Source organism: Aeromonas sp. QDB39 (assembly GCF_027707585.1).
GTDB classification, from domain to species: Bacteria; Pseudomonadota; Gammaproteobacteria; order Enterobacterales; family Aeromonadaceae; genus Aeromonas; species Aeromonas hydrophila.
In genome coordinates, this window is sequence record NZ_JAPCIV010000041.1 from 21435 (window position 1) to 41696 (window position 20262).

The 20262-nt window shown below is 61.7% G+C and carries 17 protein-coding genes and 1 riboswitch; of the genes, 8 read left to right on the forward strand and 9 right to left on the reverse strand.

From position 1 onward, the window contains the following. The first annotated feature begins 7 nt into the window (after positions 1 to 7). Together PG899_RS20005 and PG899_RS20010 are read left to right on the forward strand one after the other, a co-directional pair. On the forward strand, positions 8 to 481 hold the full coding sequence (locus tag PG899_RS20005) for a peroxiredoxin (protein ID WP_077096202.1): 474 nt from the start codon (positions 8 to 10) through the stop codon (positions 479 to 481). 124 nt (positions 482 to 605) lie between these two features. Then, positions 606 to 1574, forward strand: coding sequence for a calcium/sodium antiporter (locus PG899_RS20010; protein ID WP_039216106.1), 969 nt, complete (start codon positions 606 to 608; stop codon positions 1572 to 1574). Positions 1575 to 1640: 66 nt separating this feature from the next. On the opposite strand, the gene PG899_RS20015 is transcribed toward PG899_RS20010, so the two are convergent. After that, positions 1641 to 2792: a type III PLP-dependent enzyme gene (locus PG899_RS20015; RefSeq protein WP_011705184.1), complete on the reverse strand. Its 1152-nt coding sequence runs from the start codon at positions 2790 to 2792 to the stop codon at positions 1641 to 1643. Positions 2793 to 3289: 497 nt separating this feature from the next. After that, positions 3290 to 3400, forward strand: a riboswitch (glycine riboswitch). Between the two features lie 249 nt (positions 3401 to 3649). On the opposite strand from PG899_RS20015, the gene PG899_RS20020 reads away from it, so the two are divergent. After that, entirely contained in the window at positions 3650 to 5026 is a 1377-nt protein-coding gene (locus PG899_RS20020; RefSeq protein WP_077096201.1) for an alanine/glycine:cation symporter family protein, read from the forward strand. A 108-nt stretch (positions 5027 to 5134) separates the two neighbouring features. Here PG899_RS20020 and PG899_RS20025 read toward each other — a convergent pair whose 3' ends face one another. Next, positions 5135 to 5836, reverse strand: a complete 702-nt coding sequence (locus PG899_RS20025; RefSeq protein ID WP_077096200.1) for a lipoyl protein ligase domain-containing protein — start codon at positions 5834 to 5836, stop codon at positions 5135 to 5137. A gap of 99 nt (positions 5837 to 5935) precedes the next feature. After that, on the reverse strand, positions 5936 to 7333 hold the full coding sequence (locus tag PG899_RS20030; RefSeq protein WP_077096199.1) for a nucleobase:cation symporter-2 family protein: 1398 nt from the start codon (positions 7331 to 7333) through the stop codon (positions 5936 to 5938). A gap of 246 nt (positions 7334 to 7579) precedes the next feature. Between PG899_RS20030 and PG899_RS20035 the strand changes: the two genes are divergently transcribed. Beyond that, positions 7580 to 8719, forward strand: coding sequence for a GGDEF domain-containing protein (locus tag PG899_RS20035; protein ID WP_077096198.1), 1140 nt, complete (start codon positions 7580 to 7582; stop codon positions 8717 to 8719). A 34-nt stretch (positions 8720 to 8753) separates the two neighbouring features. Here the strand turns inward: PG899_RS20035 and PG899_RS20040 are convergent, their stop codons facing one another. Both PG899_RS20040 and PG899_RS20045 read right to left on the reverse strand, forming a co-directional pair. Next, positions 8754 to 9002, reverse strand: coding sequence for a YciN family protein (locus PG899_RS20040; protein ID WP_077096197.1), 249 nt, complete (start codon positions 9000 to 9002; stop codon positions 8754 to 8756). Positions 9003 to 9152: 150 nt separating this feature from the next. Next, positions 9153 to 10532: an MATE family efflux transporter gene (locus tag PG899_RS20045; RefSeq protein ID WP_039215328.1), complete on the reverse strand. Its 1380-nt coding sequence runs from the start codon at positions 10530 to 10532 to the stop codon at positions 9153 to 9155. Positions 10533 to 10652: 120 nt separating this feature from the next. Here PG899_RS20045 and PG899_RS20050 point away from each other — a divergent pair, with 120 nt between their 5' ends. Together PG899_RS20050 and PG899_RS20055 are read left to right on the forward strand one after the other, a co-directional pair. Beyond that, positions 10653 to 11510, forward strand: coding sequence for a helix-turn-helix transcriptional regulator (locus PG899_RS20050; RefSeq protein ID WP_179101405.1), 858 nt, complete (start codon positions 10653 to 10655; stop codon positions 11508 to 11510). Positions 11511 to 11578: 68 nt separating this feature from the next. Continuing rightward, on the forward strand, positions 11579 to 13273 hold the full coding sequence (locus tag PG899_RS20055) for an NAD-dependent malic enzyme (protein ID WP_011705191.1): 1695 nt from the start codon (positions 11579 to 11581) through the stop codon (positions 13271 to 13273). Positions 13274 to 13413: 140 nt separating this feature from the next. Here PG899_RS20055 and PG899_RS20060 read toward each other — a convergent pair whose 3' ends face one another. The 4 genes from PG899_RS20060 to PG899_RS20075 all read right to left on the reverse strand — a co-directional run bounded on the left by PG899_RS20060 (position 13414) and on the right by PG899_RS20075 (position 18041). Beyond that, the gene (locus tag PG899_RS20060; RefSeq protein ID WP_270697597.1) at positions 13414 to 14469 is read right to left on the reverse strand and encodes an OmpA family protein; all 1056 of its coding nucleotides are present in this window, start codon (positions 14467 to 14469) and stop codon (positions 13414 to 13416) included. A 211-nt stretch (positions 14470 to 14680) separates the two neighbouring features. Further along, positions 14681 to 15682: a porin OmpA gene (ompA, locus tag PG899_RS20065; RefSeq protein ID WP_016349943.1), complete on the reverse strand. Its 1002-nt coding sequence runs from the start codon at positions 15680 to 15682 to the stop codon at positions 14681 to 14683. A gap of 431 nt (positions 15683 to 16113) precedes the next feature. Further along, positions 16114 to 17136: an OmpA family protein gene (locus PG899_RS20070; RefSeq protein ID WP_077098288.1), complete on the reverse strand. Its 1023-nt coding sequence runs from the start codon at positions 17134 to 17136 to the stop codon at positions 16114 to 16116. Between the two features lie 308 nt (positions 17137 to 17444). Continuing rightward, positions 17445 to 18041 carry a hypothetical protein gene (locus PG899_RS20075; RefSeq protein ID WP_077098286.1) on the reverse strand — a complete coding sequence of 199 codons (597 nt, stop codon included), beginning with the start codon at positions 18039 to 18041 and terminating at the stop codon, positions 17445 to 17447. 258 nt (positions 18042 to 18299) lie between these two features. Here PG899_RS20075 and PG899_RS20080 point away from each other — a divergent pair, with 258 nt between their 5' ends. Then, the gene (locus PG899_RS20080; protein WP_005298604.1) at positions 18300 to 18566 is read left to right on the forward strand and encodes a helix-turn-helix domain-containing protein; all 267 of its coding nucleotides are present in this window, start codon (positions 18300 to 18302) and stop codon (positions 18564 to 18566) included. A gap of 205 nt (positions 18567 to 18771) precedes the next feature. Beyond that, a complete protein-coding gene (locus PG899_RS20085; RefSeq protein WP_011705197.1) occupies positions 18772 to 20133 on the forward strand; it encodes a sodium-dependent transporter in 1362 nt (453 codons plus the stop codon). Positions 20134 to 20262: the final 129 nt, after the last annotated feature.

Below are 20262 nucleotides of genomic sequence, written 5' to 3' on the forward strand. Positions count from 1 at the left end.
AGAGATCATGATAGCGATTGGCCAAGCCCTGCCCGCGGGCGAATTCACCTTCATCACCGCCGAGGGCAAGCAGCAGCGGGATAGCCAAAGCCTGTTTGTCGGCAAGCGGGTGGTGCTGTTTGCGGTGCCCGGTGCCTTTACCCCCACCTGTTCCAACGCCCACCTGCCCGGCTATGTGGTGCTGGCGGACAAGTTCAAGGATAAGGGGGTCGATGCCATCTGCTGTCTGTCGGTCAACGACGCCTTCGTGATGAAGGCGTGGCAGGATGCCCAGAACGCCGAGGCCATCACCATGCTGGCCGACGGCGACGGCAGCTGGACCCGGGCACTGGGTCTGGCCAAGGAGACCGGGGCCTTTGGTGGCGTGCGTGCCCAGCGTTTTGCCCTCATCGCCAACGATGGCGTGGTCGAGCAGCTGTTCGTGGAGGCCCCCGGCAAGTTCGAGGTGTCGGATGCCCAGAGCCTGCTGGCGGCGCTGTAAAATATCAATCGTCGTTTGATTTTTCCTTGAAATGGAAAGTCGGCCCGCTACACTGGGCCCACTTCTGCAAAGAGCCGGGCCATCGCCTGGCTCTTGCGTTTGCTGGCGATGGAATGGAGATGTTATGACCCTGGCTTTTGTTGCCCTGATTGCCGGACTGGCGCTGCTGGTCTGGAGTGCGGACAAGTTTGTCGATGGCGCCGCCGCCACCGCCCGTTATGCCGGCATGCCGCCGCTGCTGATCGGCATGGTGATCATCGGCTTTGGCACCTCGGCCCCCGAGATGGTGGTCTCCGCGCTGGCGGCCTCCCAGGGCAACCCCGGCCTTGCGCTCGGCAACGCCTATGGCTCCAACATCACCAATATCGCCCTGATCCTGGGGTTGACCGCCCTGATCAGCCCCATCGCGGTGGCCTCTCAGGTGGTGCGCAAGGAGATCCCCATCCTGCTCGGCATCACCCTGCTCTCCGGCGCCCTGCTGCTGGATGGTCATCTGGACCGTACGGACGCCGTCATCCTCGGCGTGGTGTTCGTCGGCCTGATGGGCTGGTCGATCCGGGCCGGCATGCGCGGCAAGGGGGATGCGCTGGATGCGGAAACCGAGGAGAGCATCGACAGCGAGGGGATGTCTCTCAAGGCGGCCATCGGCTGGCTCATCGTGGGGCTGGTGCTGCTGATTGCGGCCTCCCGCCTGCTGGTATGGGGGGCGGTGACCATCGCCCAGGCGCTCGGCATCAGCGATCTGGTGATTGGCCTCACCATCGTCGCCGTCGGCACCTCGCTGCCGGAGCTCGCCTCTTCGCTTATCGCCATTCGCAAGAACGAGCACGATCTGGCCCTTGGCAACGTGCTCGGCTCCAACCTGTTCAACACCCTGGCGGTGGTGGGGATCGCGGCGGGGATCCACCCGCTCGACGTGGCACCGGAAGTGCTCTCTCGCGATTGGAGCGTGATGATGGGGCTGACTCTGTTGCTGCTGGTGATGTGCCTGGGCCGCAAGGGGCAGGGGCGGATCAACCGGCTGGAGGGGGGCCTGCTGCTCGCCTGCTTCGTCGGCTACACCGGCTGGTTGCTGGCCAGCCAGTTCATCTAGCCGTTTGAGCTGGATGAAACGAAAGAGGGGAAGCCATGGCTTCCCCTCTTTGCATTCGGCCTGTTGTCAGGCGACTGCCACCAGCTTCTGTCCCTTCTGGCTGCTGTCCAGAATCAGGATGCTCGCCTTGGGGAAGAAGTTGAAGGTGGAGGCCGAGGCCCAGGTGTAGGCCCCCATCACCCGGCCCACCACCAGCTCGCCGATGGCCAGATCCGGCAGCATGATGCCGTCACGGATCACGTCCACGCTGTCGCAGGTGGGGCCGGAGAGCACCGAGTTGTGCAGCTCGCCGCGAGCCAGCGGAGTGCTCACCGGGTAGGTGACGTGATCGTAGAGCTGGCCGTTGTAGCTGCCGTAGAGGCCGTCATCCAGGTAGTACCAGATCTTGTCGCCGCGATGGGCCTTGCCCATCACGCTGGAAACCGAGGTCATGGCCGGCGCGCTGATGAAACGGCCCGGCTCGGCAATCTTCTGTACCGTGGCCGGCAGCTTGGCCAGCGCCTCGCGGATCGGCGCGCAGAAGCCGTCGATGTCGAACTCGCCGCCCTCATAATCCACCGGGAAGCCACCGCCGATATCCAGTACCCAGGGCTTGAGACCGAGTTCCCAGGCCTGCTCCATGATCTCGCGGCAGGCATCGATGGCCTGCACGTGGCGACGGGCGTGGGGCACCTGGGAGCCGACGTGGAACGACAGCCCCATCACCTTGATCCCCTTGGCGTGGGCCAGCTGCAGCAGCGGCAGCGCCTGCTCCGGGGTGCAGCCGAACTTCTTGGAAAGGTCGACCTTGGTCTCGGGGTTGGGGAAGCTGACTCGCAGCAGCAGTTTCACTTCGTCCTTGTAGGGAATGAACTTCTCCAGCTCCAGCGGGTTGTCATAGACAAACACGGTGCAGCCGTACTCCAGCGCATAGCGGATATCGCTGTCGCGCTTGATGGGATGGGTATGAATGCAGCGTCCCGGGCGGACACCCTGACTGCGCACCAGATCCACTTCGCCATTGGTGGCCAGGTCGAAACAGGCCCCCTCTTCCTTCAAGACAGAGACCACTGCCTCGTGGGGCAGGGGCTTGAGTGCATAGTGCAATCGTACATCGGGCAGGGCGGCCGCCAGGGCCCGATACTGTTTGCGGACGGCTGCCTTGTCGAGCAGCAGCAGGGGGGAGCCGAACTGTTCAACCAGCTGACGGTAATCTTGTGCTACCAGGGTCTCGTTCATTCTCTTTTGGTCATCCTTAGGGGGCGTGATATGCCCAAGCCATATGGGGTTGAACCGGCGACGGCCGGCTCAGGCGAGCGGTCCGGAGGGACCAACCAGACACATTGCATAACTCCATTGCAAAGTGCTTAGTTATGCGCGGGATTATCGGCTTATTGCGTTTGTGTGCAACCCTTTTGATTGGATATGTCGGCAAGTTTTTCTGGTCGAGACGAAATATCATCTTGATATGGTGGCCGTATCGGCTAGTGAAGCGGGGCCATCTGTGGCAAGTGGGAATAACTTATTGATAGTTAACGAACAAATAACAGATGGTTCGGTGCGAAAAAAAACGGCGGCCGGGGTGGCCGAGTGGGAGACAGCTCACACTTTTTGGATTACCATGCCCGCTTCCTAATCCAAACTAGTTCGGATGAAGGTAGCAGGAGAGCGATGGGCGACCATCCACCGAAGAAGTGAATCTTTCAGGTACCGGGCAACCGGTGTGGACTGCTACTGGACGATACTCTGGAGAGACCCGTTGAATCGGGCGCCGAAGGAGCAAGGCACCGTGATTGCATCGCAATCTGGCGCCGGAAACTCTCAGGCAAAAGGACAGAGGGGATGGGATGGTTGTACCTGAGCTTGGAACTGTTCACGATCGGTAACGAGAGGTCGTCAGCAAGGCAAAGAGCAGCGCAGGAACCGGAGCGTATAGACATACGTGAGGATTCCGAGTCGCGCATGAGCCTTGATCACGGCCTCGCAGTAAGAGTGTGAACACGTTCTTGGCCTGCATCCGATCGCCTTTGGGGATCGCGACACCTATGGGAAGATCATCCTTCTCCTCCTTAATTTTTGTTTCTTAAGGAGGATGCATGTCATCAATTCAATCGGCGCTCGCCGCCATCGATAGCTTTATCTGGGGTCCACCCCTGCTGATCCTGCTGGTCGGGACCGGTATCTACCTTACCCTGCGTCTGGGTCTGCTTCAGGTGGTGCGCTTGCCGCTTGCCCTGCGGCTGGTCTTTGGCCGCGACCAGGGTCAGGGCAAGCAGGGGGATGTCTCCAGCTTCGGCGCGCTCTGCACCGCTCTCTCCGCCACCATCGGTACCGGCAACATCGTCGGGGTGGCCACCGCCATCAAGCTGGGGGGCCCTGGCGCCCTGTTCTGGATGTGGATGGCAGCCCTGTTCGGCATGGCCACCAAGTACGCCGAGTGCCTGCTGGCGGTCAAATATCGTCAGCAGGATGCCAACGGTCAGATGGCGGGCGGCCCCATGTACTATCTGGAGAAGGGGCTCGGCTCCAGGCCGCTGGCCAAGATGTTCGCCCTGTTCGGCATCGGCGTCGCCTTTTTCGGCATCGGCACCTTCCCGCAGGTGAACGCCATCAGTGACGCCATGAGCCTCTCCTTTTCGGTACCCCGTGAAGTGACCGCCGTAGTGCTGACCTTGATCGTGGCGCTGGTGACCCTGGGGGGCATCCAGTCCATCTCCAGCGTGTCGAGCAAGGTGGTGCCCTTCATGGCCATCTTCTACATCGTTGCTTGCCTCGGTGTACTGGTGAACAATGCCGCCGCCCTGCCGGAGGCGATCGCCCTGGTGATCGGGAGTGCCTTCACCGGCCATGCGGCCACTGGCGGCTTCGTCGGCGCCGGCATCATGCTGGCGATCCAGTCCGGGGTGGCGCGCGGGGTCTTCTCCAACGAGTCGGGACTGGGTTCAGCCCCCATTGCGGCTGCGGCAGCCAAGACAGATTCGTGCGTGGAGCAGGGGCTGGTCTCCATGACCGGCACCTTCATCGACACCATCATCATCTGCACCATGACCGGCCTGACTCTGGTGGTGACCGGGGTGTGGAGCGGCGATGTGAGCGGCGCGGCCATGACCAGTCTGGCCTTTGCCCAGGGGCTCGATGCCCATGTCGGCCAGTATCTGGTGAGCATCGGCCTGTTGTTCTTCGCCTTTACCACCATCCTTGGCTGGAACTACTACGGCGAGCGCTGCACCGAGTACCTGTTCGGGGTGAAGGCGATCAAACCCTACCGCCTCATCTATCTGGTGCTGGTGGCGAGCGGTGCCTTCCTCCATCTGGACCTGATCTGGCTGTTGGCCGACATCGTCAACGGCCTGATGGCGGTGCCCAACCTCATCGGCCTCATCGGCCTGCGCCACGTGGTGATCGCCGAGACCCGCGCTTACTTCAGCCGGGACCGGGATACGGAGTCCGAGCCCGAGCCGCAGACGGCCTGACGCCGCGACCACCCATCCAAACGAAAAGCCACGACCCGGGTCGTGGCTTTTTTTATGGGCGTTTTTGATGAGGGGCAGGTTGTGGTGCCCGGCAGCAGGGCGTTGGGCTCACTCCTGGGTCAGCAGCGCGGTGAGTCGGGTTCGCACCCTCTCCACCAGCTCGTCCTCGCTCTCTTGCCAAGCGATGGCTTGCGCGATGGTGGTGGAGGTGCTGGGGAGAAAGCGCAGCTCGCCGCCCGCCAGCTCGTAGAAGCGGCTCGCCATCCGGGTGCCTTCGTCCACGTTGCCGGCCACCAGCAGCATGGCCTGGGCCAGTACGGCACCACTGTGATCCTGGCCCGGTGCCAGCCAGCGCTGGGCAGTGCCGGTCACCTTGCGACCCCCGATCACCAGATTGTACTGGCCATCGCAAAACGAGCCGGGCACGAAGTCATAGCTGCCCTCAAGACCATATTCCCCCAGCAGGGCGAGCAGCGGCGCCCCCAGCAGCCGGTAGTAGTGAGCCAGATCCGTGGTGGTGCGAGGCAGCATGAGCGACAGATTGAGGATGCCGGCGCCGTGGGGCACGGCGGTGCCGCCGCTGTCGCGCACATGCACGGGCCAGCCCTCGGCGGCCAGCTGCTCGCAGGCGGCCTGGTAGCGGGGCAAACGGGTGTCCTTGCGGGTGACGATGAGGCATTGGGGAGCCTGCCAGAGGTGGGCGCGGGGCTGGCGGTCATGGGCGCATTCTCGCAGCCAGCGCTGCTCCTCGGCCAGGATCTGATCCGGGGTGTGGCTGCTGGGCAGGGGGGGAAGCAGGGTATAGGGCATGAAAGGCATCCTGAGCAGAGGCTGCCCAGCACACTACCCGTGGCAGCGAAGGAGGTAAAGCCCCGCATGGCGGGGCTTTGGTGCAAGGATGGCGGTGTGTCAGGCCTGTGCGGCGGCGCGTTTGGGCAGCAGCAGGTTCATGATGATGGCGGTGAGGCCGCCGGTGGCGACGCCGTAGGAGAGCACGCTCTTGGCCAGATCCGGCAGGTGCTGCAGCACTTCCGGCACCTGTGCCACCCCGAGGCCCATGGCTAGCGATACCGCCAGGATCATCAGGGCGCGGCGATCGAGCTCCTCGCGGGAGATGATGCGCACGCCGGCGGCGGCGATGGTGCCGAACATGACGATGGTGGCGCCCCCCAACACGGGCTCGGGGATCTGCTGCACCAGGCTGGCCACCGCCGGGAACAGGCCGAGCAGCGCGAGCATGGCGGCGATGAAGAGACCGACGTGACGGCTGGCCACCCCGGTCAGTTGGATGACGCCGTTGTTCTGGGCGAAGGTGGACATGGGGAAGGTGGAGAACACCGCCGCCAGCATGGAGTTGGCGCCATCGGCCAGCACGCCGCCCTTGATCCGCGCCATGTAGACCGGTCCTTCCAGCGGCTCGCCGGAGATGTCGGAGGTGGCGGTCATGTCGCCGATGGCCTCGAGCGCCGTCACCACGAAGATAATGGCGAGCGGCACGAACAGCTGCCAGTCAAAGCCGAGGCCGTAGTGGAGCGGGATCGGCACCATCAGCAGCGGGCCGTCGAAGGTGGGGACGTTGACCTTGCCCAGCAGCAGCGCCACCGCATAGCCCACCAGCATGGCGATCATGATGGCGGAGAGGCGCAGCCAGGGATTGCGGCTGCGCTGCAGCAGCACGATGAGACCGAGCACCAGCAGGGAGAGGAAGAGGTTGGTGTGGCTGGCGAAGCTGCCATCCGCCAGGGCGCCGTAGCCGCCCCCCATGCTGATGAGGCCCACCTTGATGAGGGTCAGGCCGATGAGCAGCACCACGATGCCGGTGACCAGCGGGGTGATGATCCGTTTGACCAGGTGCAGGAAGCGGCTCATCACCACGATGGTCAGGGCTGCTGCCAGCATGGTGCCGAACAGGGTGCCCAGCAGATCCTCGGTGGGCATGGCCGCCTGCTTGAGGGCGAGGCCGGAGGCGATGATGGGGCCGAGGAAGTTGAAGCTGGTGCCCTGTACCGAGAGCAGGCCGGAACCGAGGGGGCCGAAGCGGCGGGTCTGGATGAAGGAGGCGATGCCGGACATGACCAGCGACATGGAGACGATATAGCGGGTGTCGGCGGCAGGGAGGCCGAGGGCGTTGGCAATGATGAGAGGGGGAGTGATGATGGCGACAAACATGGCGAGCATATGCTGCAGGGCGGCGAACAGGGTCTGGGGCAGGGGCGGGACATCCTCTATGCCGTAGACCAGTTCGCTGTGGGCTCGCCTGGGTGGATGGGCCTCTCGGGTTGCGCGTACGGCGGCAGCCTGTTCCATAAATACCTCGAATGTGTGGGGGAGGGGGCAGAAAATTGGGCGCTATTTTAGTGATTGAGAACGGGCTGACCAGCGCTAATTCGGGTTGCAACGGGTTTATTTTTTGATGAGTTGAAACGTTTGCGCGTGGCGATTATGATCCGCCGGTTTGTGTGGCGGCGCTCGCTCGGAAATGGGACCGGTTGCATAGGATTTTGCCGCCGCACGGCGTAGAATGAGCCCTCTGTTGCGATTTGGAGGCTCTGGATGCTGAAGCTGTCGGAGTTCTGGAGTGCCCGTGCCCACTCCGAAGATTTTACCCTGACCCGCATGGGCTTTATGACGGTGCGTCTTCGGCTGCTCACCTGTCTGTTGATGGTGGGCCTGCCCGCCTGGGCGGTGGTGGACTGGCTGACCTTGCCCTCCGCCCAGTTCGATGAACTGCTTCAGGCCCGGATCTTCTGTCTGCTCGCCCTCTCCCCGCTCATCCCCTTCTCCTACCTCATCCATTTCAGACGCGAACGCATGAAGCTGGCGCTCGGCTACCTGATGGCGGTGATGATGCTCTTCTCCCTCATCTGCCTGCACAGCTTCGGCGCGGATCAGGAGCTGCAGGCGGGCTACATGGCGTTCCCCTACTTGCTCATCAGCCTGTTCGCCATCTTCCCCATTCCGCTCTCCCTCGGCCTGCAGCTGGCGGGGGGCATTCTGGTCACCATGCTGGCCGGCAACTGGCTGCTGGTGGGGCAGCCGCTCTGGAGCGTGCAGACCCTCAACCAGATCTGGCTGCTGGGGCTGTTTGCCCTGGCCAGCAGCTGGGTGCAGTGCGGCCAGCTCAACATGCTGCTGCAGCTCTACCGGGAGTCCACCACCGACGAGCTGACCGGCATGATGAACCGCCGCCTGCTGATGAAACAGCTGGAGAAGGCGAGGATGAGCATGATCCGCAAGCAGGCGCCGTTCGCGGTGCTGCTGCTGGATCTGGACCGCTTCAAGCGCATTAACGACACCTTCGGCCATCTGGCGGGGGATGCGGTGCTCAAGGAGGTAGCGGCGACCCTGGCGGAGCAGCTGGAGCCCGGCATGGTGCTGGGCCGCTACGGCGGCGAGGAGTTTGCCATCCTGCTGCCCAACTGCGCCGAGCTGGCCCAGGCCAAGCGGGTGGCCGAACGGCTGCGGGTGGCGGTGGAAGCGCGGCTGGTGAAGAGCCCCACCTCCGACGAACTGCTGGAGGTGACGGTGAGTATCGGCCTGACCCTGGCCCTGCGCGGCGAGGGGGTGGAGGATCTGCTCAACCGGGCCGACGAGTGCCTCTACATGGCCAAGATGGCCGGGCGCAACTGCGTGGTGGGGGAGCTGGGTGGCAAGCAGGCTCTGCCTGCCGTCATACAGACAGATGCCGCCTGAGGGCGGCATCTTGCTTGAGCGGGGTTGAGCGGGCTCAGCCCAGTTGGTACTTGCCGGAGAGCTGCTGGGCCAGCAGCTTGAACATGTTGAACACCGCCATGGTCTTGCCGGTCGGGGTGCCATCTTCGGCCAGGAAGAACTCCCCCTTGAACACCAGGATCTCCCCCTTCTGCTCCACCGAATCGGCACGCATGCCGTGGATGAAGTCTTCGTGTTCCTTGATGATCTTGTTGGCTATCTCCAGCAGGGCAGTCTCGGTGATCAGCTCTTTTTGTGGTTGCATGCTCGTCTCCTTAAACGACTACTGGGCAGGGGCATAATGTCGCTGCACGCGGTGCGCCCTGCCTCTGATTGAAGAGGGGGCCAGCATACTGCAAACGGGGATTTTCTGTCATTGATATGACCCCGCATTTTCCTGCTTTGCTCTCTTCCCTTATCCCAGCACCAGATTTCTGAGCCAGCGGCGCTGGCGAATACGGCGCTGCACCAGCAACACCTTGCTGAGCTCTTCCAGCAACACCACCGCCACCACCCAGGAGAGGGGCCAGCCGAGCAGGTTGACGGCGCCCCAGGCGAGCGGCAGGCCGATGCACCACATGCCGACGATGTCGATGAAGATGCTGTAATTCACATCCCCGCCCGAGCGCAGCACCCCTATGATGCCCACCATGTTGAACACCTTGAGCAGCATGCCCAGACACATGATGGCGAGCACCTGGCCGGCCTCCGTCATCAGCTCGCCCGGCAGGTTGCCGACCCACTGCAGCAGGTGGGTCTGCAGCAGCCAGACCGCGATCCCCACCAGCAGGGCTCCGATGGGGGCGAGCAGCAGGAAGAGCTGGGAGTGCTGCCAGGCAACCTCGTACTCTTCCGCCCCGAGCCGGTGGCCGAGCAGGGTGGAGCAGGCCACCGCCAGCCCGAAGAAGAGGGAGATGAGGATGCTCTCCAGCGTGCCGAGGGTGGTCATGATGGCCAGCGAGTCGGTGCCAAGGTGGGCGTAAAGAAAGCCGTAGAGCAGCATGCCGAAGGCCCAGAGCCCGTCGTGGAACAGGAGCGGCAGGGCGATCAGGGTGAAGCGCACCACCTCCTTGCGCTTGAAGGCGGCCAGCCAGTCATCTTTTCGCGGGATCAGGCGCGCCTCGTAGCGTCTCACGTAGAGCAGCAGCAGGGTCGTTTGCAGCAGCCGGGAAAGGGTGGTGCCCCAGGCCGAGCCGGCCACCCCCATCGCCTCGAAGCCGAAATGGCCGAAGATGAGGGCGTAATTGAGGATGACGTTGGCGATGATGGCGATGATGCCGATGCGGGTGGGGGCGGCGGCATTGCCGACCGAGCGCAGCGCCGACTCCAGCGGCACCACCACGGCGGTGCAGAGGATGGTGGCGCCGGTGATCATCAGAAACTGATCGGCCAGCTCGCGCAGCGCGGGCTCCTGGCTGGCAAAGCCGAGCACGCTGCCCGGTGAGAGCACGTAGACCAGGGCAAACGGCAGGCTCACCAGCAGGGCCCCCACCAGCGCCAGCGCCAGCGAGCGGCGCACCCCGGCCATCTCGCCGCGACCGTAATATTGTGCCGCCAACACCGAGACCCCGCCCGAGAGTCCCGCTATCACCAGCAGATTGAAGAAGAAGACCCGGTTACCCAAGCCGACCGCCGCCACAGCCGTGGTGCCAAGCTGGCTCACCATCATGATGTCGATGAGGCCGAGCAGGGAGAACATCATGGATTGCAGCGAGACCGGCAGGGCCAGCCGCCACAATCGGGTCATGAACTCACGATCAGTGGTTTGTTTTAAAATCGCTTGCCAATAATTCATTTATGTTAACCGGGTAGATAAAAAGCAAGGTTTGTCATGGGTATGATAGGGGGAGTAACGGGCGGCTTCACTGTGAGCCTCTCTCGGCTTTCTTGTGTAAAACTATCCTGTTGAGGTGTTATGCCGTTTGTCAGCGAGTGTCTGGAAATTGCCCCGGCCTGTGAGGAGCGGATGCTGGGGCGCGAAGGGTTGCCGCTGCTCGGCGAGGCGGGCATCTTCCTGACCGGGCTCTCGAGCATCCGCGACCACTACCTGATCCGTCGCAACCGGCCGGAGTTTCACATCCTGATGGTGAGTCACGATGAGGGGGGCGCCCTGCTCACCGATGGCGGCGAGCAGCCCATCCAGGCCGGTTCGCTCATCTTCCTGCCGGCGGCAGTGCCCGGTGGTCTCAAGCTGGTGGGGGCGCAGTGGCGCACCAGCTGGATCTTGCTGGATGACGTGCCGCGCTGGCAGCACCTGCACCGGCTCGGCCACCGCATCTGGCAGGGGGAGGAAGGGGAGCAGCTCTATCACCTGCTCAGCCTGATGCAGGGGGAGGGCACTCGTTCACCGCTGCAGCCCCAGTTGTTGAGCCTGCTGCTGGCGCTCCTGGAGCGCACTCTGCAGGGGGAGGTGCGCGGCACGCCTGAGCTCAGGCTGCAGGCGCTGTTTCGCCGGGTGGAGGCACGCCTCGACGAGCCCTGGAGCGTGGCGTTGCTGGCCGACCAGATGGCCTGCTCGGTGCCCCATCTGCATCGGCTCTGCCAGCAGGCGTTCGGCATGGGGCCCATGGCGAAGGTGACCGAACTCAGGATGAGCAAGGCGCGCCAGCTGCTGCTCTACACCAACTGGCCCCTCGGCGAGCTGGCCGGCCGGGTCGGTTACAGCGACGGTGCCAACTTTGCCAACCGCTTTCGCCGGCTCACTGGTCTGACCCCGGGCGCCTTTCGTCGCCTGGGTCGCAAACCTTTTGCAACGGATGTGCAAACTCTTTGAAATTAATGGCGCAAGCCCATAGGATCGGCGGACTCCTTCGTCCAGGTCATCGTTTAGGTACCCGATCCATGTTTGAAGATAATAACCAGAAACGTCCCCTCTACATCCCCTATGCCGGTCCGGCCCTGCTGGAGACTCCGCTGCTCAACAAGGGCAGCGCCTTCACCAGCGAAGAGCGCAGCAACTTCAACCTCGAAGGCCTGCTGCCCCAGAATATCGAGACCATCGAAGAGCAGGCCGAGCGGGCCTACCGTCAGTTCATGGCGTTCGGCAACGACATGGACAAGCACATCTACCTGCGCAACATCCAGGACACCAACGAGACGCTGTTCTACCGGCTGCTGACCAACCACCTGACCGAGATGTTGCCGGTCATCTACACCCCGACGGTCGGCAAGGCGTGCGAGGAGTTCTCCAACATCTATCGTCGCGCCCGTGGCCTGTTCATCTCCTATCCGGACAAGGACAGGATCGATGACATGCTGCAAAACGCCACCAAGCAGAACGTCAAGGTGATCGTGGTCACCGACGGTGAGCGGATCCTGGGCCTCGGCGATCAGGGCATTGGCGGCATGGGCATTCCCATCGGCAAGCTGTCGCTCTACACCGCCTGCGGCGGCATCTCGCCGGCCTACTGCCTGCCGGTGGTGCTGGACGTGGGTACCAACAACCAACAGCTGCTCAATGACCCCTTCTACATGGGCTGGCGCAATCCGCGCATCTCGGGCGAAGAGTATGCCGAGTTCGTCGACGCCTTCATTCAGGCGGTCAAGCGCCGCTGGCCCGATATCCTGCTGCAGTTCGAGGACTTCGCCCAGAACAACGCCATGCCGCTGCTCAATCGCTACAAGAACGAGCTCTGCTGCTTCAACGACGACATTCAGGGCACCGCCGCCGTGACCCTGGGCAGCCTCATCGCCGCCTGCAAGGCCTCCGGCGCCAAGCTCTCCGAGAAGCGGGTCGCTTTCCTCGGTGCGGGCAGCGCCGGTTGTGGCATTGCCGAACAGATCGTGGCGCAGATGAAAGCCGAGGGGCTGACCGATGCCCAGGCTCGCAGCCGGGTCTTCATGGTGGACAGATTCGGCCTCATCACCGACAAGATCCCCAACCAGCTCGACTTTCAGCGCCGCCTCTCCCAGCCGGTGGAGCGCATCGCCGACTGGCCGGTGGGGGACAACATCTCCCTGCTGGAGGTGATGGAGCACGGTCGCCCGGACATCCTGATCGGGGTCTCCGGCCAGCCGGGGCTGTTCACCGAAGAGGTGGTCAAGACCATGCACAAGCACTGTGCCCGCCCCATCATCTTCCCGCTCTCCAACCCCACCTCCCGAGTCGAGGCGACACCGGCAGATCTGATCCGCTGGACCGATGGCCAGGCGCTGGTGGCCACCGGCAGCCCGTTTGCACCGGTGGAGTACAAGGGCAAGCGCTACGTCATCGCCCAGTGCAACAACTCCTTCATCTTCCCGGGGATCGGCCTTGGCGTGATCGCCGCCGGTGCCACCCGGGTGACCGATGCCATGCTGATGTCGGCCAGCCGCGCGCTGGCAGAGTGCTCGCCGCTGGTGAAAGGGGAGGAGGGCTCCTTGCTGCCGGATCTGGCGGACATTCACCAGGTCTCCCGCTACATCGCCAAGATGGTGGCCAAGACCGCCATGCTGCAGGGCAAGGCGGTGCAGACCCCGGACGAGGTGATCGATCAATCCATCGAGGCCAACTTCTGGCGCCCCGAGTATCGTCGCTATCGCCGTACCTCCTTCTGATTTCTGCGGGAAGGCGCAAAGCAAAAGGGATGCCTCGGCATCCCTTTTTTGTGCATCGCGTTGTGGGTGGGCTTGCTCTCCACCTGTTGTTATCTGCACCTCTTCACACGTCTGGCACTGTGCTCTCTTGGTGGCTGGGCTTACTGCTCGGCCGGGGCGGCGGCTGCCTCGGGGGCACCCTGAGTGCCGGTGACCCTGACTTCTACCCGGCGATCCGGTGCCAGGCAGTCGATGAGGGCGGCCTTGGCCTTGATGGCATCACACTGGCTGCCGGTGACCGGGTTGCTCTCGCCATTGCCCTGGATGCTCACCTTGTCGGCGGGCAGCCCCTTGCCGATCAGGAAGTTGGCGACCGTGCTGGCGCGGGCCTCCGACAGCGCCTGGTTGTTGGCATCCGACCCGATGCGGTCGGTGTAGCCCATCACCACGGCGTTGCCATCCTTGGGCTTGACGTCGGCTATCTGCTGATAGAGCGACTCCAGTGCCTGCATCCCCTCCGGTTTCAGCTCCGCCTTGCCGAACGCAAACAGCACGTCCGAACTCAGGTTGAAGGTCTGATCCACCGGCTCGGGAGCGGGTGGTGGCGGGGGAACGACCATGGGGGCGGGGGCCGGCTCGACCGGTTTGCTGTGGTTGGGGTGGATCACCAGCTCCAGGGTGGCGGTGCTGATGTCGCTGACCCAGCGCTGGGTGCCGCTGCCCACCTTGTCATTGTCGGGATCGTCGCCGACCCGGACCATGTAGCGGTAGCGGGCCTGGATGTCGACCCAGTCGTGTAGCTTGGCGGTGAGGCCGAGGCCGGCCAGCGGAGCCAGGTTGTTGTCGCCGCCGTTGATGGACTTGACGTGGTAGACATAACCGCCGCCCTCGGCGAACACCGAGAAGATATCCCCCAGCGGCAGTCGACCAATCACCGACAGGGTGGCGCCCTGGCTGCTGAAATCGTTGCCCTGCACGTCCCAGTCACCGGTCGACAGGTAGCCGAGCTCGGCCCCCAGATTCTCGGTGAAGTTGTAGCCGCCGAACAGAGAGAGCGCGGTGGCGTCCTTGCTCGCATCCTTGCCAAAGTCACCCAGATCGTGAGCGATGGCCCAGCCACCTCCCACCCCGGCGTACCAGTCGTTGTCCGGCGCCGCCTGTGCGCCCGTGGCTGCCAGTGCCAATGCAATCCAAACAGGTTTTACTCTTATGTTCATCGCGTATCCTCGTCGATGTCTGGTGTAGTAGGGCGCAAGCCCTGTTGTGTACAACCACCACTATTTATAGGCGATGCAGGGTTTTTAACCACTTAGGTGGTATCGAGGATGGCAATGAGCAGGGATCTGCGGGTCAGCCGAGGTACTCAGGGTGAGCGTCAGGCAATAAAAAAGGAGGCCGGATGGCCTCCTTTTCGGTCACCAAGGTGACTTACTGGGTGACTTGCTGTACGCCGGTGACGCGCACTTCTACGCGACGATCCGGGGCCAGGCAGGCGATCAGCTGGGCCTTGGCCTTGATGCCGTTGCACTGGGTGCCAGTGACCGGGTTGGCTTCGCCACGACCTTCGATGGCTACCTTGCCGGCAGGCAGACCCTTGCCGACCAGGAAGTCGGCCACGGTGCGGGCACGGGCTTCAGACAGCTTCAGGTTGTAGGCATCGGAGCCGATGCGGTCGGTGTAACCAACGACCACGGCGCTGCCATCTTTCGGCTGTACGTCGACGATCTGCTGATACAGGGTGTTCAGGGCGGCAACGCCTTCCGGTTTCAGGGTGGATTTGCCGAAGGCAAACAGCACGTCTGAACTCAGGGCGAAGTTCTTGTCGACCACGACCGGCTCAGGAACCGGCTCGGGAGCAGGTGCCGCTACCGGTGCCACGTAAGTGGAGCGGTTCGGGTGCATCACCAGTTCCAGGGTGGCCACGCTCATGTTGGTTTCCCAGGTCTTCTGCTCGTCACCCAAGTTCCACATGTAGCGGTAACGGGCTTGCAGATCGATCAGGTCAGAGAGCTTGGCGGTCACGCCCAGACCGGCCAGCGGCGCGGTGCCGTTGTCGCTGCTGCCGTTGCCGTTGACGTGGTTGAAGTAGGCGCCGCCTTCTGCAAACACGGAGAAGATGTCGCCGAGCGGCAGACGAGCCAGACCGGACAGGGTTGCGCCCTGGGTCTTGAAGTCAACGCCATCGACGCCACCCTTGCCGGCGTAGAGATAACCCAGCTCGGCGCCGAAGTTATCGTTGAAGTTGTAGCCGCCAAACAGGGAAAGCGCGGTGGCATCCTTGTCGGCATCTTTGCCAAAGTCGTTCAGGTCGTGGCCATAAGCCCAACCAGCACCGATACCTGTGTACCAGTCGTTGGCAGCCTGAGCGGTGGAAGTCCCCATGGCCGCGATGGCCAGAGCAATCAGGGCGGGTGCCATTTTCATTTTCATCGTTTTATCCTCGTTGAGTTTGCCGTGCTAGGGCGTACTGCGCACTCTTCAGTTATACCGGTCACAAGTGACAATTCAGCTGCGACCGCCATGGTGAACCACGGTTGGCCTGAATGAAAAAAGAGATGGTTCCTGGATACTCACGAAGCCTTGGCTCCATGGACAACTAACCGGGCCGGAAGCACTTTTAATAGTTCATCCAATGCCTTACAAGCGGAGTTACTGTATTCTTTTGACTCGCGTTGATCAAGTTTCTGTACAGATATCCAGCGCTGGCGCGGCTCTGCACGGGGTGCTAGAAAACTGGCGGAGGGAAACGATTTGACAGAAAGTGACGCGCCTTGCTGTGTTTTTGGTCAGTTGGCGGTGGGGAGACAAACAAAAGGGGATGCCGTGGCATCCCCTTTTCGCATCATCTGAACGGAGTCAGATTACTTCTGAACTTCTTGTACGCCGGATACGCGAACTTCAACGCGACGGTCCGGAGCCAGGCAGGAGATCAGCTGAGCTTTGGCTTTCACGCCGTTGCACTTGGTACCGGTAACCGGGTTGGCTTTGCCACGACCTTCAACAGCAACCTTGCTGGCGGCCATGCCTTTGCTGACCAGGAAGTTGGCAACAGTGCGAGCGCGGGCTTCGGACAGCTTCTGGTTGTAAGCGTCGGAACCGATGCGGTCGGTGTAACCAACGACAACAGCGTTGCCATCTTTCGGCTGGAATTCAACGATTTGCTGGTACAGACCGTTCAGGGCAGCAACGCCTTCCGGCTTCAGGCTGTCTTTGCCAAAGGCAAACAGCACGTCGGAGTTCAGGGCGAAGTTCTTCTCGACAACCTGCGGAGCCGGGGCCGGCGCTTCTTCAACAACCGGGGCCGGAGCCGGGGCTACGTAGGAAGTGCGGAACGGGTGGTATACGGCTTCCAGGGTTGCAACGCTCTGGTTGGACTTGTAACGGTCACCATTGTCAGCGTGCAGGTCAGCCACGTCCCACATGTAGCGGTAGCGAGCTTGCAGATCCAGTGCGTCGTTAACCTTGTAGGTCACGCCCAGGCCAGCCAGCGGGGACACTTTGGTGTCACTTACGCCCAGACCATCGGTGTGAGCCCAGTAGGCGCCGCCTTCAGCGAAGGCAGAGAAGTCGCCGCCCAGCGGCAGACGAGCGATACCGGACAGGGTGGCACCCTGGTTCTCGTAACGGTTGCCGTCGGTGTTGCCACGACCAGCGTACTGGTAGCCGAACTCGGTACCGAAGTTTTCGGTGAAGTTGTAACCGACGAAGGCGTTGGCTGCAGCTGCGTCTTCTTCACCAACGTTGGTGCTTTCGATCTTGTTCAGACCGTTGAAGTGAGCAGCACCGACACCGGCACCGAAGTAGATGTCGTCAGCGGCGTGAGCTGCAGTTGCACCCATGGCAGCCATGGCGATGGCGATCAGGGAAGGAGCCATTTTCATCATAAAAAAATCCTCGTTGAGATGGCACGTTGTTCACGTGCTTCGCACTTTTTAATTTATGTAAGCTGCAGGCTCTGCCGAACAACAGCGTTGAGTCTGGCAGGGATCCCGGATCCATCCGGGAGGCACACATTCCTGGTGCACAAGCGAGCGGGTGGCAGCGTAAGCAATGCCTTCAACCCTTCACGAACAGCCGATGTCATTCCGATGACGTGGCGCACTCTATGCCGATTTCAAAACATGATCAAGCTCACACATAATCCATATGGCAAATTGTGTCGTGTGGATAACTGGCTGTTTATCCAAATTAATTAGTGATCCAAATAGGCTCGGTGCAGTCTCTTCTCGAGTTTCATATAGGCCTGAACCCAGTCAGATTGCGCCATGGCGGGAAATTCCCTCGCCTGGAACACGGCCAGGTAATCGGCCTCGGTTGCTTCGCACAGTAAGGGTGTAAAACTGCACAAAAAATGACGGGCCAGGTAGGGGTCGAGCGGCCAGATGTTGAGGATGGCCCGCGCCACAGGCTGTACTGCAGCTGAACAGCAAAAATGCAGGTGGCCTGCTTCGAGCCAGTTTGCCATCTCGGCCAGCCCGTTGACGGGGACCAGGCCGCCATCGCCCGGCTCTTTGGCCAGCGCCAGATGCTGGCCATTACCAAGCAGCAGGGTTCCATCTTCCTGCATGACGCCGTCGTGACTGCGCAATGGCAGCCCGGTTGCGGGCTGCTCAAGAAACAGGCTGCTCTTGTCATCGAGCGCAGCCAAAACTGCTGCCGCCTGATCGTGCAGCGCGGCGGGCAACCAGAAGGCCTCGGCACGAGTCTGCTGGCCTTGCTGCAGTTGACGAGCGAGTTCTGCGGGGGTGGTGACTGGGTGTAAACAGGAGATTATGCCGGGAAGCGCCATGAGTTCTTACTCTTAAGGGATAGCCGGCGAATTATACGAGTTATTCCTGTGGCAACAATAAAGGTTTCTTTTCGAGACTGTTTACCTGAGGCGGTTGAGCGATTACCATCCCCGATGTTTGCAAGGGTTGTCGTCGAAAGACGCTGATTAAAGATAGAGGCTCGACCATAACGAGTCCGTTCAAAACTGATACACTTGACTACGAGTCGTCGCGAAAAATAAAGGTGGAGTCAATCCGCCGTACGGAGTATGGAACACATGAATTCAAATATCGTAACTGTTGGCAAGAAGATCCGTCAGATCCGTGAAGCGGTCGGCCTGAGCCGTCCCAAGTTTGCAGATCTGCTGGGCGTTCCCCCGACCACCCTGAAGAACTACGAACTGGGTTATCGTGAAGTTGGTGGCGCCTTCCTGGTGGCACTGGCTCATCACCCGGAACTGCACAAGTTCACCCTCTGGCTGCTGGCTGACAAAAAAGTCGCCGAAATCGGTCAGATCGGCCCGGACGATATTGCCAAGGCTTGATTTGATTGAGCTTTGACAAAAATGCCGCCATCGAGGCGGCATTTTTTTATCCATCAAATAATCCATGAAATTAATTAAATTTGGCTAATTGTGCTCTCACCAAGGCTTTTCACGAAAATACCTTGGCAAGCCGGATTAATCCTCAGAAAATTCTGACCGCTAAAATTAGCGGTATCCCTCGCATGATGCGCACAGTGAGACAAGCATGAGTCAAATCACCCCCAAGGCCAGAGATGGCTTTACCAGCAAATTCGGCGTCCTTGCCGCCACCCTGGGCTCAGCCGTCGGGCTGGGAAATATCTGGAAGTTTCCCTACCTGACGGGCGAAAACGGCGGCGCCGGTTTCCTGCTGGTCTATGTCATCGCGACGCTGCTGGTCGGTTTGCCGGTGATGATCTCCGAGATCATGCTGGGGCGCAAAGGCAAGTCCGATGCCGTCACCACCCTCAGCAAGCTGGCCCCCAAGGGGCAGCCCTGGTGGTTGATTGCGGCCATGGGGGTGCTGGCTGCCTTCCTTATCATGTCTTTTTATTCCGAGGTGGCAGCCTGGGTCTTTGCCTACATCTTCAAGGCCGTTGACGGCTCCATCCTGTCGACCGATCCCAAGGTGACCGGGGCGGCCTTCGGGGCGCTGATCAGCGACCCGCTGCAGAGTCTGCTCTGGCAGTGGCTGGTGCTGGCTCTGATGGGCGGCATCCTGCTGATGGGGGTCTCCAAGGGGATCGAGGCGGTGACCAAGAAGCTGATGCCGGTGCTCTTCATTCTGCTGCTCGTTATCGGCATCCGCAGCCTGACCCTGCCGGGTGCGAGCCAGGGGCTGCACTTTCTGTTCTCACCGGATTTTTCCAAGATAACGGCCGGGGTAGTGCTGACCGCCATGGGGCTGGCCTTCTTCAAGCTCTCCATCGGCATGGGTTGCATGATGACCTATGGCAGCTACTTTCGGGATGATCAGAACATCCCGCTGACCACCTTCCGGGTGATGTGCGCCGACCTGTTCGTCTCCATGCTGGCCGGCATCGCCATCTTCCCGGCGGTATTCGCCTTCGGTTTTGAGCCCACCGCCGGTCCCTCCCTGCTGTTCATCACCATTCCGGCGGTCTTTGCCAGCATTCCGTTTGGCCACCTGTTCATGGTGCTGTTCTTCGTGCTCTCCGCCATCGCCGCCACCGGCGCCATGCTCTCCATTCTGGAAGTGCCGGTCTCGGTGGTGTCAGAGCGATTTGGCATGAGCCGCCCCAAGGCGACCCTGCTCAACCTGCTGGTGCTGGGGGCGGTGGGGTCGACCTGCGCGCTCTCCAACAGCTCGCTGGCGGACGTTCATATCGCCGGCAAGACCTTCTTCGACCTGTTCGATTTCGTCTCCTCCAACGTATTGATGCCTCTTGGCGGCATCTTCCTCTGCCTGTTCGTGGGCTGGGTGTGGGGCTTCGAGCGAATGAAGGAGGCGCTGACCAACGGCGGCGAGCTGGAGCTGGCGATCCTCAAGCCGCTGTTCTTCATCATTCGTTACGTGTCGCCGCTGCTGATCCTGATCGTCATGCTCAAGGGGCTGGGGCTGTTCTGATGGCTTGCTGTCGCAAGAACGCAAAAAGAGCGCCGTTGGCGCTCTTTTTTTAGGTTCATCGCGGCTTTCCGGGGAAGGCCGCCTTGATTTTCAGAAAAAAGTATTCTGAGTCCCTAAATCCATATGCCA

What these genes read in the sequence shown, in the direction of transcription:
- PG899_RS20035 (WP_077096198.1), top strand. Translation starts at nt 7,580, where the DNA reads ATGCTGAAGCTGTCGGAGTTCTGGAGTGCCCGTGCCCACTCCGAAGAT.
- PG899_RS20080 (WP_005298604.1), top strand. Translation starts at nt 18,300, where the DNA reads ATGAATTCAAATATCGTAACTGTTGGCAAGAAGATCCGTCAGATCCGT.
- PG899_RS20075 (WP_077098286.1), bottom strand. Translation starts at nt 18,041, where the DNA reads ATGGCGCTTCCCGGCATAATCTCCTGTTTACACCCAGTCACCACCCCC.
- PG899_RS20055 (WP_011705191.1), top strand. Translation starts at nt 11,579, where the DNA reads ATGTTTGAAGATAATAACCAGAAACGTCCCCTCTACATCCCCTATGCC.
- ompA (WP_016349943.1), bottom strand. Translation starts at nt 15,682, where the DNA reads ATGAAAATGAAAATGGCACCCGCCCTGATTGCTCTGGCCATCGCGGCC.
- PG899_RS20085 (WP_011705197.1), top strand. Translation starts at nt 18,772, where the DNA reads ATGAGTCAAATCACCCCCAAGGCCAGAGATGGCTTTACCAGCAAATTC.
- PG899_RS20010 (WP_039216106.1), top strand. Translation starts at nt 606, where the DNA reads ATGACCCTGGCTTTTGTTGCCCTGATTGCCGGACTGGCGCTGCTGGTC.
- PG899_RS20015 (WP_011705184.1), bottom strand. Translation starts at nt 2,792, where the DNA reads ATGAACGAGACCCTGGTAGCACAAGATTACCGTCAGCTGGTTGAACAG.
- PG899_RS20045 (WP_039215328.1), bottom strand. Translation starts at nt 10,532, where the DNA reads ATGAATTATTGGCAAGCGATTTTAAAACAAACCACTGATCGTGAGTTC.
- PG899_RS20060 (WP_270697597.1), bottom strand. Translation starts at nt 14,469, where the DNA reads ATGAACATAAGAGTAAAACCTGTTTGGATTGCATTGGCACTGGCAGCC.
- PG899_RS20005 (WP_077096202.1), top strand. Translation starts at nt 8, where the DNA reads ATGATAGCGATTGGCCAAGCCCTGCCCGCGGGCGAATTCACCTTCATC.
- PG899_RS20070 (WP_077098288.1), bottom strand. Translation starts at nt 17,136, where the DNA reads ATGATGAAAATGGCTCCTTCCCTGATCGCCATCGCCATGGCTGCCATG.
- PG899_RS20025 (WP_077096200.1), bottom strand. Translation starts at nt 5,836, where the DNA reads ATGCCCTATACCCTGCTTCCCCCCCTGCCCAGCAGCCACACCCCGGAT.
- PG899_RS20050 (WP_179101405.1), top strand. Translation starts at nt 10,653, where the DNA reads ATGCCGTTTGTCAGCGAGTGTCTGGAAATTGCCCCGGCCTGTGAGGAG.
- PG899_RS20020 (WP_077096201.1), top strand. Translation starts at nt 3,650, where the DNA reads ATGTCATCAATTCAATCGGCGCTCGCCGCCATCGATAGCTTTATCTGG.
- PG899_RS20030 (WP_077096199.1), bottom strand. Translation starts at nt 7,333, where the DNA reads ATGGAACAGGCTGCCGCCGTACGCGCAACCCGAGAGGCCCATCCACCC.
- PG899_RS20040 (WP_077096197.1), bottom strand. Translation starts at nt 9,002, where the DNA reads ATGCAACCACAAAAAGAGCTGATCACCGAGACTGCCCTGCTGGAGATA.